This window comes from Stenotrophomonas sp. AN71 (assembly GCF_050435725.1).
In the GTDB taxonomy this organism is placed as follows: domain Bacteria; phylum Pseudomonadota; class Gammaproteobacteria; order Xanthomonadales; family Xanthomonadaceae; genus Stenotrophomonas.
Genome location: NZ_JBNDKU010000001.1, coordinates 163,715 through 177,824, shown reverse-complemented (window position 1 = coordinate 177,824; position 14,110 = coordinate 163,715). Strand labels below are relative to the sequence as shown.

At 68.0% G+C, this 14,110-nt stretch carries 16 protein-coding genes; 5 read left to right on the top strand and 11 right to left on the bottom strand.

The genetic code is table 11. The annotated features are described in order from the left end of the window. Positions 1 to 3 precede the first annotated feature (3 nt). Positions 4 to 690, bottom strand: a complete 687-nt coding sequence (locus ABH900_RS00810) for a TonB C-terminal domain-containing protein (protein WP_429620350.1) — start codon at positions 688 to 690, stop codon at positions 4 to 6. A 185-nt stretch (positions 691 to 875) separates the two neighbouring features. Further along, a complete protein-coding gene (locus ABH900_RS00805; RefSeq protein WP_005409896.1) occupies positions 876 to 1,340 on the bottom strand; it encodes an Lrp/AsnC family transcriptional regulator in 465 nt (154 codons plus the stop codon). 125 nt (positions 1,341 to 1,465) lie between these two features. Between ABH900_RS00805 and ABH900_RS00800 the strand changes: the two genes are divergently transcribed. From ABH900_RS00800 to ABH900_RS00785, 4 genes are all read left to right on the top strand, one after another. Beyond that, entirely contained in the window at positions 1,466 to 2,200 is a 735-nt protein-coding gene (locus tag ABH900_RS00800; protein ID WP_429620348.1) for an AzlC family ABC transporter permease, read from the top strand. Beyond that, positions 2,197 to 2,511, top strand: coding sequence for an AzlD family protein (locus ABH900_RS00795; RefSeq protein ID WP_100440855.1), 315 nt, complete (start codon positions 2,197 to 2,199; stop codon positions 2,509 to 2,511). The genes ABH900_RS00800 and ABH900_RS00795 overlap by 4 nt, the downstream gene beginning before the upstream one ends. A gap of 214 nt (positions 2,512 to 2,725) precedes the next feature. Next, positions 2,726 to 3,154 carry a PAS domain-containing protein gene (locus tag ABH900_RS00790; RefSeq protein ID WP_053512135.1) on the top strand — a complete coding sequence of 143 codons (429 nt, stop codon included), beginning with the start codon at positions 2,726 to 2,728 and terminating at the stop codon, positions 3,152 to 3,154. Further along, entirely contained in the window at positions 3,151 to 4,686 is a 1,536-nt protein-coding gene (locus tag ABH900_RS00785) for a diflavin oxidoreductase (RefSeq protein WP_429620346.1), read from the top strand. The genes ABH900_RS00790 and ABH900_RS00785 overlap by 4 nt, the downstream gene beginning before the upstream one ends. Positions 4,687 to 4,763: 77 nt before the next feature. Here the strand turns inward: ABH900_RS00785 and ABH900_RS00780 are convergent, their stop codons facing one another. The 3 genes from ABH900_RS00780 to ABH900_RS00770 form a co-directional block, all read right to left on the bottom strand. Then, positions 4,764 to 5,891 carry a serine hydrolase domain-containing protein gene (locus ABH900_RS00780; RefSeq protein WP_429621389.1) on the bottom strand — a complete coding sequence of 376 codons (1,128 nt, stop codon included), beginning with the start codon at positions 5,889 to 5,891 and terminating at the stop codon, positions 4,764 to 4,766. Between the two features lie 294 nt (positions 5,892 to 6,185). Next, positions 6,186 to 6,887: a LytR/AlgR family response regulator transcription factor gene (locus ABH900_RS00775; RefSeq protein WP_429620344.1), complete on the bottom strand. Its 702-nt coding sequence runs from the start codon at positions 6,885 to 6,887 to the stop codon at positions 6,186 to 6,188. Further along, entirely contained in the window at positions 6,875 to 8,584 is a 1,710-nt protein-coding gene (locus tag ABH900_RS00770) for a histidine kinase (RefSeq protein WP_429620342.1), read from the bottom strand. Before ABH900_RS00770 ends, ABH900_RS00775 begins: the two co-directional genes overlap by 13 nt. Positions 8,585 to 8,716: 132 nt before the next feature. Here ABH900_RS00770 and ABH900_RS00765 point away from each other — a divergent pair, with 132 nt between their 5' ends. Beyond that, positions 8,717 to 10,210 carry an alpha/beta hydrolase gene (locus ABH900_RS00765; RefSeq protein ID WP_429620340.1) on the top strand — a complete coding sequence of 498 codons (1,494 nt, stop codon included), beginning with the start codon at positions 8,717 to 8,719 and terminating at the stop codon, positions 10,208 to 10,210. 28 nt (positions 10,211 to 10,238) lie between these two features. On the opposite strand, the gene ABH900_RS00760 is transcribed toward ABH900_RS00765, so the two are convergent. The 6 genes from ABH900_RS00760 to mobA form a co-directional block, all read right to left on the bottom strand. After that, entirely contained in the window at positions 10,239 to 10,904 is a 666-nt protein-coding gene (locus tag ABH900_RS00760; RefSeq protein WP_429620338.1) for a sulfate/molybdate ABC transporter ATP-binding protein, read from the bottom strand. Continuing rightward, positions 10,894 to 11,577 (bottom strand): molybdate ABC transporter permease subunit, encoded by a 684-nt coding sequence (modB, locus tag ABH900_RS00755; protein ID WP_429620336.1) that lies wholly within the window; start codon positions 11,575 to 11,577, stop codon positions 10,894 to 10,896. Before modB ends, ABH900_RS00760 begins: the two co-directional genes overlap by 11 nt. A 3-nt stretch (positions 11,578 to 11,580) precedes the next feature. Continuing rightward, entirely contained in the window at positions 11,581 to 12,324 is a 744-nt protein-coding gene (modA, locus tag ABH900_RS00750) for a molybdate ABC transporter substrate-binding protein (protein ID WP_429620334.1), read from the bottom strand. Positions 12,325 to 12,346: 22 nt separating this feature from the next. Beyond that, the gene (locus ABH900_RS00745) at positions 12,347 to 13,123 is read right to left on the bottom strand and encodes a helix-turn-helix domain-containing protein (protein ID WP_429620332.1); all 777 of its coding nucleotides are present in this window, start codon (positions 13,121 to 13,123) and stop codon (positions 12,347 to 12,349) included. Positions 13,124 to 13,191: 68 nt separating this feature from the next. Beyond that, positions 13,192 to 13,557, bottom strand: a complete 366-nt coding sequence (locus ABH900_RS00740; protein WP_429620330.1) for a hypothetical protein — start codon at positions 13,555 to 13,557, stop codon at positions 13,192 to 13,194. Beyond that, positions 13,554 to 14,090 carry a molybdenum cofactor guanylyltransferase gene (gene mobA, locus ABH900_RS00735; protein WP_429620328.1) on the bottom strand — a complete coding sequence of 179 codons (537 nt, stop codon included), beginning with the start codon at positions 14,088 to 14,090 and terminating at the stop codon, positions 13,554 to 13,556. Before mobA ends, ABH900_RS00740 begins: the two co-directional genes overlap by 4 nt. Positions 14,091 to 14,110: the final 20 nt, after the last annotated feature.

The following is a 14,110-nucleotide window of genomic DNA, read 5'->3' as shown; positions in this document are numbered from 1 at the left end:
AAATCATGGAAGGGGCACGCGCCGGCCACAGTCGTGGTCGGTGCGGGAAGGACGGATCTGCAGCGTGACCGGCTGCGGCAGCGCAGCGGCCTCGGCGGCCAGCACCAGGCCCTGCACTGCCTGCAGCAGGCGCGCATCGCGGTGAGTGCTGCCACTGCCGGATAGGAGTTCGGGTTCGCGTACCTGGCCATCGCGGTCAACACGGAAGCGCAGCGATGCGGCGTAGCCGCCCGGGGCAAGATCGGGGTCGTCACAGAAGGCCGCGCGCAGGCGCTGCTGCAGGCCGCCATAGCGACGGCGGCGCTCGGCTTCGGGCAGTTCGGCGTCCCCCACCGTTTCGACCGCAGCCTGCGTGCCCCGGCGCAACACCACCCGCTGCTCGCCGATCACCTCGGCCTCGATGCCGGTGTCCTGCAGCAGCATCTGCAACGCGGGCAACGGTGGCAGGCTGGCACGAAGCTGATGACTGCTGCGCCCGGCGGCAAGCTCACCCGGGTACATCACCGACCACCCGCTGATGACGCTGAAGCGCTCGACCGCCTGTTCCAGCGGCTGCGCCGGGATGTCGTAGGCATGAACATCGTCCCCCGCAGCGGCGACGGCAGCGCAGGACAGCAGGAGCCAGGCGGCGATGGCCAGCTTCCAATTACTGACTGCATGGTGTCCATTCAGCCCCCTGACGTAGAACACATGACCCTCGGCAGCGACAGCGGCTGCAAGCGGGTCAAACCGTACCGGGACCACATGTCATTGCGATGACCACCGCCGAAGGCCGCTCCGGGTGGGGTCAGAGCCCGTCGCCCAGCAACGGGATCCGACCCCATCGGGCATCGGAATCTGTCGGGGGGCGGGTACAACCCGCCCCAACCCGTCCCTCAAAGCGGCAGCTGGGTGGTCTGCTTGATCCGCTGCATCGGAATCTCGGTCTTGGTGTTCTGCACCCCGGCGATCCGGTTCAGGTGCTGCATCTGGAACTGGCGGTAGGCATCCAGATCGGCCACCGCGACCCGCAGCAGGAAGTCGCAGTCACCCGCCATCAGATGACATTCAAGCACTTCCGGAAAAGACTTGATGCTGTTGATGAAGTGATTGGTGGTGTCTTCGTCCTGCCCACGCAGCCACACGCGCACGAACACGGTGAAGCCACGGCCAACCTTTGCCTCGTTCAGCAGGGCGACGTAGCGGTCGATATAGCCACCCTCTTCCAGCAGCCGTACCCGGCGCAGGCAGGCCGACGGCGAGAGTCCCACCTGGCGGGCCAGCTCCAGATTCTGCAGGCGGCCGTCGCGCTGCAGCGCGTCGAGGATGCGCCGGTCAAGGTTGTCAAGCTGGTACTGCATCCGATTTCATCCTTTACGCTTCTGGCCGCATGGAATCTCAATATTCCCGAATCGAATGGCATCAACGCAACCCGATTTCGCCATTGGCCCGCTAGCATGGGCCACCCCCACCTCGTTGTCGCTCCATGGACGCTCGTACCACCCTCCCCCTGCCTGACGCCGCCTGCGATACCGCCCCGCGTGCCGAATTCCTGCGCGGTCTGCGCGCCGCCGTGCCGGTGATGATCGGCTTCATTCCCTTTGCGCTGGTGCTGGGCGCGCAGGCCGCACAGAAGGGACTGACCGCGCTGGAAGTGCCGCTGATGACCGGCCTCAATTTCGCCGGCGGCTCCGAATTTGCCGCCGTTGAGCTGTGGGCCTCGCCGCCGCACATCGCGCTGATCGTGGCGATCACCGCACTGGTCAACAGCCGCCACCTGCTGATGGGCGCAAGCCTGGCCCCGTTGCTGCAGCACCTGCCGCGCCGCCGTGTGCTGCCGGCACTGTTCTTCATGTGTGACGAGAGCTGGGCGCTGGGCGTGGCCGACGCGCGCCGGCGCGCCCTCGGCTTCAGCCTGGCCTACTACCTGGGCGTTTCGGCTGGACTGTATACGGTCTGGGTGGCGTGCACCGCGCTGGGGGCGATCATCGGCCCGATGCTGGGCGACATCCACGCCTATGGCTTCGACATGGCCTTCCCGGCCGTGTTCCTGGTGCTGCTGCGCGGCATGTGGCAGGGCATGAAGGCCGCGCGGCCATGGCTGGTCAGCCTGGTGGTGGCCGCTGCCACCTACCTGCTGATTCCCGGCGCCTGGTATGTGGCCAGCGGGGCCCTGGCCGGCCTGGCCGCGGCCTGGCTGCTGGCGGAGGAGGCGGCATGATCTTCAACGGACTGATCCACTGGACCTCGGTGCTGACCATCGTGCTGATGGCCGCCGCCACCTACCTGACCCGTATCGTCGGCTTCCTCGCACTGCGCAACCGCACGCTGAGCAAACGTGCGGTGACAGTGATGGAGGCCGCGCCGGGCTGCGTGCTGATCTCGGTGATCGCCCCGGACTTCGTTGCCGACAAGCCGGCCGACCTGGCCGCGCTGGCAATCACGCTGCTGGCCGCCACCCGTTTGTCGATGCTGCCGACCGTGCTGATCGGCGTGGTTTCTGCCGGTGCGCTGCGTTACCTGATGGGCTGATGCTCATCCGCCGGGCATGGCCCGGCGCAACCCACATGCCGACACACCGGTAGCGCCGGGCCCTACCCGGCGGAGCGCGCTCCGCTGCGACACCCGGTCGCACGCACGCGTGCCCGCCCGCTTGACCAATATCAAACCGCCCGCCGCCGTGCGGGCGTATCTCTATGCAGGACCCGAACACGCCGGCGCTGCCGGCCTCCAAAAGGACCCTGCGATGAGCTACACCCCCGACAACGCCCAGCTGCTGAACGCCCTGCAGAACGTCATGGTGATCTCCACCACCGACCTGCAGGGCAACATCACCTACGCCAACGACCTGTTCTGCACCCTCACCGGCTTCGCCCGCGAAGAGCTGATCGGCCAGCCGCACAGCATCGTGCGCCACCCGGACGTACCCAAGGCCGTCTACAAGGACATGTGGGACACCATCAAGGCCGGCAAGACCTGGACCGGCATCGTGCCCAACCTCGGCAAGGGTGGCGTGCTCTACGTGGTCGACACCACCGTGCAGCCGCTGTTCGACGCCGAAGGCAACATCACCTCCTACATCAGCATCCGCCGCGTGGTGAACGACCTGATGCAGAACTACGACCTGGTCGAGTTCAGCAAGGAAAAGTTCGACGACTTCTACGAGGCGGCGTGAACGCCGTCCCCGCACGCCTGCCCATCGGTCGCCTGCTGGTAGGCTTTGCCTCCGAGTCGGGCAATGCCCGCGCCCTGGCCCAGCGCCTGGGCGCGGACCCGGATCTGCAGCCGCACCAGCCGCAGGTGCTCGCGTTCAACGATATCGACGTTGCCAGTCTCGGCCAGGGCGACGTGCTGCTGGCCATTTCCAGTTCGTTCGGCGATGGCGAGCCGCCGGCCAATGGCGAGCAGTTCTTCGAAACGCTGCGCCAGGCTCCGGCCCTGCCCGGCCTGCGCTACGCGGTGTTCGGCCTCGGCGATACCGGCTACCCCCGCTTCTGTGGCTTCACCAAAGCGCTGGACGCGGCGCTGAGCGAGCGCCAGGCGCAGCCGCTGCTGCATCGCGTGGATGCAGACCTCGGCTACGAACACTTCTTCCGGCAATGGCGGCCCGTCCTCGGCCAGGTGCTGGGCGGCGATGCGAGTGCAGGCCAGCAGTTGCGCCTGCAGGTCACCGCCTATGGCGAGGACAACGCCTTTGCCGCACCCATCCTCGAACGCCGCCGCTTGAACAGCAGTGATCCGGCCGCGTGGCATCTGCAGTTGGACATCAGCGGCAGCGGCATGGCCTACCGCGCCGGCGACACCCTGCACGTGGTACCGGAAAACGATCCTGCGCTGCTGCAGGCGCTGGCCACCTGGTATGGCGACAACGCCGCCGTGGCCGCCCTGCATGACCGCGAGCTGCGCCTGCTGGGCAAAGGCGTGCTGCGCGAGCTGGCCAGGCTCGGCGGCAGCGAGGCACTGAAGGGCCTGCTCAGGGTCAGCCAGAAGCGCGAACTGGACGCCTATCTGTACGGGCTGGATCTGCTGGACGTGCTGCAGGACCACGCCACCCCGGACAGTGTTCCTGTGGCACGCCTGCGCGACCTGCTGTCACCGCGGTTGCCGCGCGCCTACTCGATCGCCTCGCACCCGCACAACGGACAGCTGAGCCTGTGCGTGCGCGAGGTGCGCTACACCCTGCGCGGCCGCGAGCGCTTCGGCACCGCCACCGGCAGCCTGTTGCGCGGTGGTGCCAACGCCCGCGTGTACTGCCGCTCCAATCCCGGCTTCCACCTGCCCGATGCGGATGCAGCGCCGTTGCTGCTGGTGGGCACCGGCACCGGCATTGCACCATTGATGGGCCTGATGCAGGAACTGCAGGCCAGCAGCGGAACACGCGAGGTGCGCCTGGTGTTCGGCGAGAAGCATCGCGCACACGACTACCTCTACCGTGAGCAGCTGCAGGCGTGGCAGGCGCGTGGCGCGCTGGCCGGTCTGCATACCGCGTTCTCGCGCGACGGCGCCGACAAGGTCTACGTGCAGCATGTGCTGCTGCAACGTGCCGATGACGTGCGCGGTGTACTGTCACGCGGCGGCCATCTGTACCTGTGCGGCAACAAGCGTCACCTGGAGGGTGCCGTGCGCGGGGCGATCGATGCGATCGGGGGTGAGGGTCACTGGGATGCGCTACGCAGCGAAGGCCGCATCCACTGCGAGCTGTACTGACCCACCGATCCTGTAGAGCCGAGCCCATGCCCGGCGTGGCTGCACTTCACAGTTCCCGTTTCGGCGCACTCCGGAATTCACGACCTGCACGTGCTGGCTGGATCGGCGTCAGCCAGCGCGGCGCCCCACAGGCAGACAATGCGATCCAGCGCCAGGCCACTGCGCGAATTGCTGAAGAACACGATACCGTCGGCCGATGCCGGCCGCATCAGGAATCGGGCGCGGAACCCGGCCTGGTTGCGTCCATCATGACCGACAGCGACGCTGCCATCGGGCAGGTGCTCGATGAAGTGACCCAGCCCATAGACCATTTCATCCGGTTGCCGCGGCGTGCCCAGTTCCGCAGGCGAATACAGTTGCGAGAGCCGCGCTTGCCCCAGCGGATGCACGCCGGGACTCCCCTGCATGCCCGCGATCATCCAGCGGCTGAAGTCGCGAACGGTCGTTGTCAGCGTTGAAGGTGCCTGCTCGACGTAGTAGCGCATCGGTACCGGGGCGCCATCGTCGCCGTGCCCTTCCGCAGCGCCCGCCAGCACCGCCGGCGTCATTGCCACGCTGCTGCGGGTCATGCCCAGTGGATCGAACACCAGCTGGCTTGCCAGATCCTGGTACCGCTGCCGGGTCGTTCGCTCGATGGCCAGCTGCATCAGGGTGTAGCCACCACCGGAGTACTGGAATCTGCTGCCGGCAGGGGCGATCAGTTCAACCGCGCCGCGCCCGTTCGTCTTTCCTGCCAACGATTGCTCCAGCGTCGGCAGCTGGGTGAAATCGAGCCAGCCTTCGTAGCCTCCCAGGCTGGTTCCGGCGGTGTGTGAGAGCAGATGCCGGTAGGTGATCCTGCGGTAGTCGTAGGGCCCATCTGCCAATGGCCAGGGCACCACGGCATCGGCCACGGGCGCATCCAGGTCGATACGTCCCTGGTCGGCCAGCCGCATCGTCACCCAACTGGCGATCGGCTTGGACAGTGAGGCCGCAACGAACACCGTGTCGGGGGTCACCGGCACCTTGCCGGCGTGATCGGCGTAGCCGAATCCCCGTGCGTAGACCAGGTTGCCGCCGACGATCAACCCCACGGCTGCCCCCTGGATGCGCGCCTTCTTCATGATGGCGGGGACCTCGCGTTCGATGACACGCGCGAAGGGAGGGCTGCGTTCTTCCGGCTGCGGGGGTACCGCGTGGACACTCGTGCAGAACGCTCCGAGCAGAACAAGGGCCGGCCATCGGCGGGTGCGGGGGCTGGCCAGTGGGCGTTTCGAGTGTCGAACAAATGGGATGTGCATGGTGCGCTGCGCTGCCTGGAGTCTGCGAACTGCGGAGGAAATGCCCGGGTGCCGGCAAGGGCATGGCATGGCGCGGATCTCCTCGATGCAGGACCACCCGCCTGCGCAAGCATCTCCCGTGCAACGCAGGTCGCGGCAAGTCCGTCCGCCGAACCGCTCCAGACAACAGCTCAACGCCTCAACGCCATCGCCGCGTCACGCATCCACGCGTTGCTTCGGTCATGACAGCCCGAGTGCATGCCGCAAGGCCGCCACATGGGCGCGTCCCACCGGCAGCTCCGCGCCGTCGCTCAGCACCAGCCAGTAGCGGCTGCCCGAGGCCGCATGCAGCGTGCGCACATGGCGCAGATTGACCAGGTAGGAACGATGGCACCGTACGAAGTCCGGCGGTAGCACGCCGCTCAGGCCGGCAAGCGATTTGTCGTGCAGCTCGCTGCGGCCGTCGAGCAGGCGCAGCTCGCTGTAGTCACCGTCCGCACGGATCCACAGCACCTGCGCCAGCTCGACCAGCGCTGTGCCCTGCGCGCGCCATATCCCGAGATAGCGGGCGCACCCGGCGCGGTAGTGCCCGGCATCGAGCAGGCGCTCCAGCGCCTGGCTGAGGCGTTCGCGCGAGAAGGGCTTGGGCACGAAGTCCAGCACGCCATGTTCGAAAGCCTGCAACGCGCGCTCGCGATGGGCGGACACCACAACGCAGTGATAGCGCCCGCACACCGCGCGCCGCAGCAGCTCGAAGCCATCGTCCCCCGCCAGATTCAGATCCAGCAACAGGCCATCGTAGACATTGCGCTGAAGCCTGTCGCCCGCCGATTCGAGGTCTTCGACGGCATCGAAGCGCGCGCGGGTGCCGGCCAGCTCGGTGCACAGCCGCAGCAGGCGCTGGCGCACCAGCGGTTCGTCCTCCACGATCAGGATGCGCATGTCATCTCGATCCGGCCACGCCAGTCGTCACCCTCGATTCCCTGGATGAACTGCCAGCCGCCAGGGCAGGCCGCTGCCAGGCTGGCTTCGATGTAGCGCGTGCCGGTGCCACGGCCACGGTGCGGCGACGAACCACGGGCGCTGCGCAGCTCAAGTACCCAGCGATCCCGCTCGCGATGCACGCGCAGCCGGAACGGGCGCTGAGCGCAGGCGATGGCGCCGGCGTGGGTCAGCGCATTCTCGATCTGCGCATGCAGAACGCCGGGAGGCAATGACAACCGCATGTCAGCGGCATCGATCTCCAGCACCATCGCCCGATCCAGCGCCAGGCCGACGATATCCAGATGACTGCGGCACAGGGCCAGCTCGTCCTGCAGTGGAACGCTCTGGCGGGCGCTGCTGTCGCGCAGGCGGTCGAACTGTTCGGCCAGCGATTCGACCATCCGGCTGGCCCGTGGCGGCGCCTGTTCGATCAGCTCCTGCAGGCAGGTCAACGTGTTCATCAGCCAGTGCGGCTGGATGCCCCGCTGCAGCAGCTGCAGCGACAGCTGGGCACGTTCTTCGCGCAGGCGCGCGTTGTGGTGGTCCAGGGCGCGCAGCTGCGCCGCATGGCGCAGCAGCAGAAAGCCCATCAGCACCGACAGCAGCAGGAAATACGGACCATCAAGGAAGGCACCGCGCTCGACCGCCAGCGCCAGCGCACCGGCCAGCACCAGCGCCAGGATCGGCCAACGCTCCTCCGGTGCATCACCGATACGCAGCAGCAATCCTGCCGAGGCGAGCAGGCTCGCCAACAGGATCCCCGTGGACCGGCCGTCGAAGCCCGGCAGGAACACGGCCGCCGCTGCCAGCATCAGCAGGAAAGCGCTGCGCGCCCACCCGGGGACCGCCACGGCGAAGCGCCGCGCAAGATAGGCCGGCAGCAGGACCGCCGCAGCGGTATGCAGTGCCAGCAGCGCCAGCAGGCGCGGGCCATGCCACGGGTAGGCATACCCCAGCAGCGGGCGCCAGGCCTCAACCACCGGCAACGCCAGCCCGACCGCGCACAATGCCAGCAGCAGGCGTGCATCCGGCGTGCGCCGGCGTCCGCGCTGCACCGCCAGAAAATAGAGGCACGCGGCCGCGAGTGCTCCGGTGGCGAAGGCAGCGATCAGCCAGGGCCGGATGACGCCGCCGTACAGCATCTCCGCTGGCGCCACCATCGCATTCGCATCTGCACTGTGCAGGGGAACGCGCTGGTGTTGGCTGGACGCGAGCACCACCAACTCGTCCTTGGCGCCGGCAGCCGAGGGCGGCAGTTCGCGCACGATGTCGACAAGACCGGGGCGCTCCTCCACCGGGGTGCGGCCCACCACGCCGTTCCCCGGCAAGGACTGGCCGTTCCAGTAGAGCTGGCTGGCACCGCGCAGCGACAGGCGCAGCGCACGACTGGCGTCGCCTGGCGCCGAGATCGTGGTTGATCGCCAGCGCAGCCAGTAGGGATCGCGCCAACCCGCGAGGACGCCCTGGTCGAGCGGGCGCCAGTCCACGTCGCCCGGCGGGCTTTCCGGCAACTGCCCGATGGCCGACAGCGTCGCAGGCGCCATCTCGCCCGCCAGGATCTGCACCGCAGACTCGTCCGGCGTCGACACAAGCCGCCACGCGCCGACGGCGGCGATCAGGACAGCGAGTACGGCCAGGACGCGAGGAATCTGCATGCGTGCATCGTATCGGCTGCAAGGAGACATTGGACAGCCACGGGGAGACGTTCGGCGGCCCAGCGTGGCTGAGTCACCACGTGCGGGCAGATGCTGGCTCCGCAAGCACCCGAGCCCTGACCGGAGTCCAACATGTTCCGCAATCCCTGCCCCGCTTCCCGCCACCGTTGCCCCCGCCTGCCCTGGACCGGACGACTGGTGGCGCTCTGCATCGCCCTCGCCGCCGCACCGGCGTTCGCAGGCGACGCGCCCGCGGGCCTGGTCTTCGTGCCCTATGCCATGAAGACCCAGAGCCACGGCACCATCGCAGCCGAAGAAGCGTTCCTGGAGGTGCCGCGCCGGCACAGCGAACCCGATGGGCCGCGTATCCGCCTGCGCGTGGTGCGACTGCCGACCACCGGCGGCGATGGCCGCGCCGCACCGGTGGTCTATCTTGCCGGCGGCCCGGGCGGCTCGGGCTTCGGCGCCGCGCTCGGCCCACGCTGGCCGGTGTTTGACCGGGTCCGTCGCGAAACCGACGTGCTGCTGCTCGACCAGCGCGGCACGGATTTCTCGGAAATGCCCCCGGAGTGCTCGCACACGCACCGGTTCGATGATGCCCGGCCGCTGCAGCGCGAGACTGCACTGGCCGCACTGCGGGGCACCGCGGCCAAGTGCATCACCGAATGGCGGAAGGGCGGCGTCGACCTGGGTGCCTACACCTCCGCCGAGAGTGCCGACGACATCGATGATCTCAGGCGCGCGATGGGGCTGCCGCGCGTCAGCCTGTGGGGCATGAGCTATGGCACCCATCTGGCGTTGGCCACCATTCGCCGGCATGGGCCGCGCCTGGAGCGCGTGGTGCTGATGGGCACCGAAGGACCGGACGATACGATCAAGCTGCCGCTGGCAGCCGATGCCCTGCTGGCAGACCTGGCCATCGTCGCCGCCGCGCAGGGCTTCGAGGATCTGCAGGGTTCGGTGCGACGCGTGCTGCAGGCGCTGCGTCGCCACCCGGTGGAGGCGGGCAGCGCCCTGCATGGCGGCAGAAAGGTCGTCTTCGGTGAGTACGACGCCCAGATCGCGATCGCCAATGCGCTGGGGCGGCGGTCGACACAGCAGATGCTGCCGCTGCTGTTTCGTCAGGCCGAAGCAGGCGACTACAGCCTGCTGGCAGGCTTCGTGCTGACGATGCGCGAAGATCTGGGCACGTTCCGGGCCATGCCTCTGGCGATGGATATCGCCTCCGGCCAGAGTCCGGGGCGCCGCGCCCGGGTTGAAGCGCAAGCGCGCGACAGCGTGTTTGGCGACGCCCTGAACTTTCCGTTCCCGGAGCTGGCCGATGGCCTCGGGCTCACCGATCTGGGCGAGTCGTTCCGCGGCCCGCTGCACAGTGACCTCCCGGTGTTGTTCATCAGCGGCACGCTCGATGGCCGCACCCCGCCCGCCAATGCCCAGGCACTGCTGCCGGCATTCAGCAAGGGACAGCAGATGGTGATCCGCGGCGCCAGTCATGACAACGAACTGTGGCTGGGCAATACGCAGATTGCCGAGAACATCGCCGGTTTCCTCGGCGGTCGCTCGATCAACGAGGCCGTGCTGGAGGTACCAGCGCCGGTCTTCATCACCCGCATGGGCGAGCGCTGAGGCCTGCGGCGCCGGGCCCTGCGAGGCGCTAGTCGACGATCCGGCCGTCCACCACGCGCGCCACCTGCTGGCCGAACATCGCCACGTCCTGCGGGTCGTGGCTGATCAACAACAAGGGGATGCCGGTCTTGTCCAGCACTGCCTCCAGTTCCTGGCGCAGATGCTGGCGCAGGTCGTGGTCGAGCGCGGCGAACGGCTCATCCAGCAGCAACGCCTGCGGCCGGGTCACCAGTGCGCGTGCCAGGGCGGTGCGCTGGCGCTGGCCGCCGGACACCTGCGAAGGCAGCAGATCCCCCATGTGGTCGATGCGGAACGCCTGCAGCCATTGCTCCACCGCATCGATGCGCCGGCTGCGCGATGGATTGAACCAGCCGCGTTCCAATCCGAACGCCACGTTCTGGCGCACGCTCAGGTGCGGGAACAATGCGTAATCCTGGAACACATAGCCCAGCCGGCGACGCTGCGATGGCAGGTCCATCCCGGTGGCTGCATCGAACAGGGTCTGGCCCTGCAGGCGGACATGCCCCTGGTCTGGCCGAAGCAGCCCGGCCACCGTCTTCAGGGTCAGGCTCTTGCCCGCGCCGGAAGGACCGCACAGCACCACCTGCCGTTGCGTGCATTGCAGTGATACATCCAGCACGAACTCCTGGCCCGCGGCCCGCAGGCGACGCTGCACCCGCAGATCAAGCCACATCGCGCAGCTCCCGGCGGCGCCCGCCTACCAGCCGCGCGGCCAGCAGCAGGATCACGATGCACACCACCGAGGTCAGGATCACCAGCACATTGGCCCGGCCATCCTGCCCGGCCTGCACCGCCTCGTAGATAGCGATCGACAGCGTCTGGGTGCGGCCCGGAATGCTGCCGGCCACCATCAGGGTGGCGCCGAACTCACCCATCGCACGTGCGAATGCCAGCAGCAACCCCGCAAGGATGCCGCGCCAGGCCAGCGGCAGCGTGATGCGGAAGAACACCGCCGCCTCGGAAACCCCCAGCGTGCGCGCCGCCTGCTCCAGCTGGCCATCCACTTCCTCGAACGCTGCGCGTGCCGGCTTGAACACCAGCGGCAACGAGGCGACCGCCGCGGCGATCACCGCCGCCTGCCAGGTGAATACCAGGTTGATGCCGAACCAGGACTGCAGCCACGCACCGATCGGCCCATTGCGACCGATCAGCACCAGCAGGTAGTAGCCGAGCACCGTCGGCGGCAGCACCATCGGCAGGGTCAGCAGCGAATCGAGCAACTCACGACCCGGGAAGCGCCGCCGCGCCAGCAGCGCACCCAGCGCCACGCCCAGCACCAGGTTGATCGCCGTGGCCCAACCGGCCACCTTCAGCGACAACCCCAGCGCGCTCCAGTCCAGATCCATCCGTCAGGGCTTGCCGAACCCGTGCCTGGCCAGGATCGCCTGGCCTTGCGCCGAGCGCACGAACGCGGCGAAGCGCTTGGCTTCGACCGGCTGCGCGCTGGCCTTGGTCACCGCCAAGGGATAGGCGATGCGCCCAGCGACCGGTACGGCAAACGCGCGGCGCACGCGATCCGGCATGGCCTGGGCATCGGTGGCGTAGACGAAGCCGGCGTCCACTTCACCACGTGCCACGTAATCCAGCGATTGACGTACATTCTGCGTGGTGATGGCCTTGCCCTGCACCGACGGCCACAGGCCGGCCGCTTCCAGTGCGCCCTTGGCATAGCGCCCGACCGGCACGCTGTCCGGGTTCCCCAGTGCGATGCGCTGCACGCCGGCACCGGCCAGATCCTTCAACACGCGCGGCGGCGCCTTGGCCTGCGGCGGTACCACCACCCACAACGCGTTCACCGCGAACACCTCGCGGGTGCCCGCCGCCAGCAGATCCTGCTGCTGTGCCTGGTCCATCGTGGTTTCATCGGCCGATGCGAACACGTCCACCGGCGCACCACGGCTGATCTGCTGCAGCAGCACACCGGAGGCGGCGAAGTTGAAATCGACCTTGGTGCCCGGGTGCGCCTTCTCGTAGGCCGCGCCCAGTTCGCGGAAGCTCTCGGTCAGGCTCGATGCCGCCGACACCGTCAGGTCGGCCGCCCAGGCCGGCATCGCAGCCAGAATTCCCAGCAACAACAGTCCCGCTCGCTTCATGGTCGGCCCCTTGGCTGTCTCGTCAGTCCGGATCGGATTCCCTGGCCACGGCCAACGCCGCCAGCCGTTCGGGTTGCAGCAACAGCATCTCACGTTGGTTGACTGCAATCACACCCTCGTCGCTCAGCCGGCGCAGCACCCGGCTCACCGTTTCCGGCGCCATCCGCAGGTAGTTGGCGATCTCGGTACGGGCCATGCTCAGGTTGAAGCGGGTGGCCGAGAACCCGCGCCGTGCATAGCGCTCGGAAAGATCCAGCAGGAACGCCGCCATGCGCTCCTCGGTGCGGTGGTTGGCGGCCAGCGTGGCGACCTTGCCGATCTCGGCACTGAGCAGACTGAACAGCCGTGCCTGCAATCCCGGCATGCGCGTGGCCAGCAGGCTCAATCGCGGGAAGGAGATCCGGCACAGGTACACCGTGTCCAGCGCCACGGCATTGCAGGGGAAACGCGCGCCATGGATGGCATTGAGCCCGATCACCTCACCGGGCAGGCTGAAGCCCAGTACCTGCTCGTTGCCCTGGCTGTCATCAACGAAAGTCTTGACCATGCCGGCACGCACCGCCGCGATCGAGTCGAACGGGTCGCCGGCACGGAACAGGTAGTCACCCGCCTGGAACGGCCCCACATGGTCGACCAGCACGTGCAGCTCGCCCAGCGCGGTCTTGTCGTAGCCCTGCGACATGCAGGCATCGGAAAACGCGCAGGTGCTGCAGAAATGCAGTGCGTCGCCATCATCGGCCGCCGCCGGGTTGGGCGTGGAGAGATGGGAACGGGACGGTACGGAAGGAGTGAGGGGCATTGCAGCAACGCAGGAACGAAGGCCCTCATCATACGACAGCGACCTTGAGCCCCTCGTGCGCAAAGCGCTTACTCCGCCGCAGGCTCTGGACGCCGGTGCGGGCCACGTTGGCGCACGCTGTCGCGCACGTCCACGTCGAACTGCAGTTGCAGCAGGCTGTCGTCATCCAGCGCAATGCTGAAGCCCAGGCCATCGCGGCAGGGCAATCGCTCCGCCAACGCCTCGACCCCTGCACGCGGCAGCACCAGCCGACAGAACGTGCCACCATCCAGCAGCACCGCCTGGTCGCCGGCGTGCAGCGACAGCGCCACGCCCCAGCCGCCACTGCCGCCGAAGCGGGTCAGGTTCTCCAGCGATTCGCCGGCCAGCAGCCGTGCCAGTTCCTCTTCATCAACGCGCAGGCGCATCGATTGCTGTTGCAGCTGGACTTTCATGGTGCGATGGACTCCCATTCCGACGGGGTATTGCAGTTGAGCAGCAGGGCGCGATCCTCAGCGGCCAGGGGCAGCCGGGTAACACCCAGGCGTTCCTGCAGGGCGCGCAGCGAACGACGCGCCAACGGATCATCAACCAGATCCTGCAGCACGCGGCGGCAATGATCATCGATCTGCAACCGCATCGGCAACGGCTCGTCGGCAAACACGGTGCAGGAACTGCCCTCGCCCGCGTGCAACTGCTGCAACAACGCCGGCGTCATCCGCGGTGCATCCACCGGCACCACCCAGGCCGGGCCATCGGGCATCTGCATCGCCACGCTGTAGAGCCCGCCCAGTGGACCGCAACGCGCGACCCGGTCCGGCACGCCGCCGAAGGCCGGGTAGTCGCCACTGATCCAGACCCGTCGTGCGCCGGCCTGCTGCAACACGCGCTGCATGTGTTCCAGCAGGGTGCGGCCCTGCCATGGCAGCAGTGCCTTGTCGCGCCCCATCCGGCTGGACAGGCCACCGGCCAGCACGATGCCGTCCATCGACCCACTCACCGTAGAGC

Excerpts from the sequence above, each read along its gene's own strand:
- ABH900_RS00740 (WP_429620330.1), bottom strand. The coding sequence starts at position 13,557 with ATGAAAGTCCAGCTGCAACAGCAATCGATGCGCCTGCGCGTTGATGAA.
- ABH900_RS00805 (WP_005409896.1), bottom strand. The coding sequence starts at position 1,340 with ATGCAGTACCAGCTTGACAACCTTGACCGGCGCATCCTCGACGCGCTG.
- ABH900_RS00760 (WP_429620338.1), bottom strand. The coding sequence starts at position 10,904 with ATGTGGCTTGATCTGCGGGTGCAGCGTCGCCTGCGGGCCGCGGGCCAG.
- ABH900_RS00765 (WP_429620340.1), top strand. The coding sequence starts at position 8,717 with ATGTTCCGCAATCCCTGCCCCGCTTCCCGCCACCGTTGCCCCCGCCTG.
- ABH900_RS00790 (WP_053512135.1), top strand. The coding sequence starts at position 2,726 with ATGAGCTACACCCCCGACAACGCCCAGCTGCTGAACGCCCTGCAGAAC.
- modB (WP_429620336.1), bottom strand. The coding sequence starts at position 11,577 with ATGGATCTGGACTGGAGCGCGCTGGGGTTGTCGCTGAAGGTGGCCGGT.
- ABH900_RS00775 (WP_429620344.1), bottom strand. The coding sequence starts at position 6,887 with ATGCGCATCCTGATCGTGGAGGACGAACCGCTGGTGCGCCAGCGCCTG.
- ABH900_RS00745 (WP_429620332.1), bottom strand. The coding sequence starts at position 13,123 with ATGCCCCTCACTCCTTCCGTACCGTCCCGTTCCCATCTCTCCACGCCC.
- modA (WP_429620334.1), bottom strand. The coding sequence starts at position 12,324 with ATGAAGCGAGCGGGACTGTTGTTGCTGGGAATTCTGGCTGCGATGCCG.
- mobA (WP_429620328.1), bottom strand. The coding sequence starts at position 14,090 with ATGGACGGCATCGTGCTGGCCGGTGGCCTGTCCAGCCGGATGGGGCGC.
- ABH900_RS00800 (WP_429620348.1), top strand. The coding sequence starts at position 1,466 with ATGGACGCTCGTACCACCCTCCCCCTGCCTGACGCCGCCTGCGATACC.
- ABH900_RS00770 (WP_429620342.1), bottom strand. The coding sequence starts at position 8,584 with ATGCAGATTCCTCGCGTCCTGGCCGTACTCGCTGTCCTGATCGCCGCC.
- ABH900_RS00795 (WP_100440855.1), top strand. The coding sequence starts at position 2,197 with ATGATCTTCAACGGACTGATCCACTGGACCTCGGTGCTGACCATCGTG.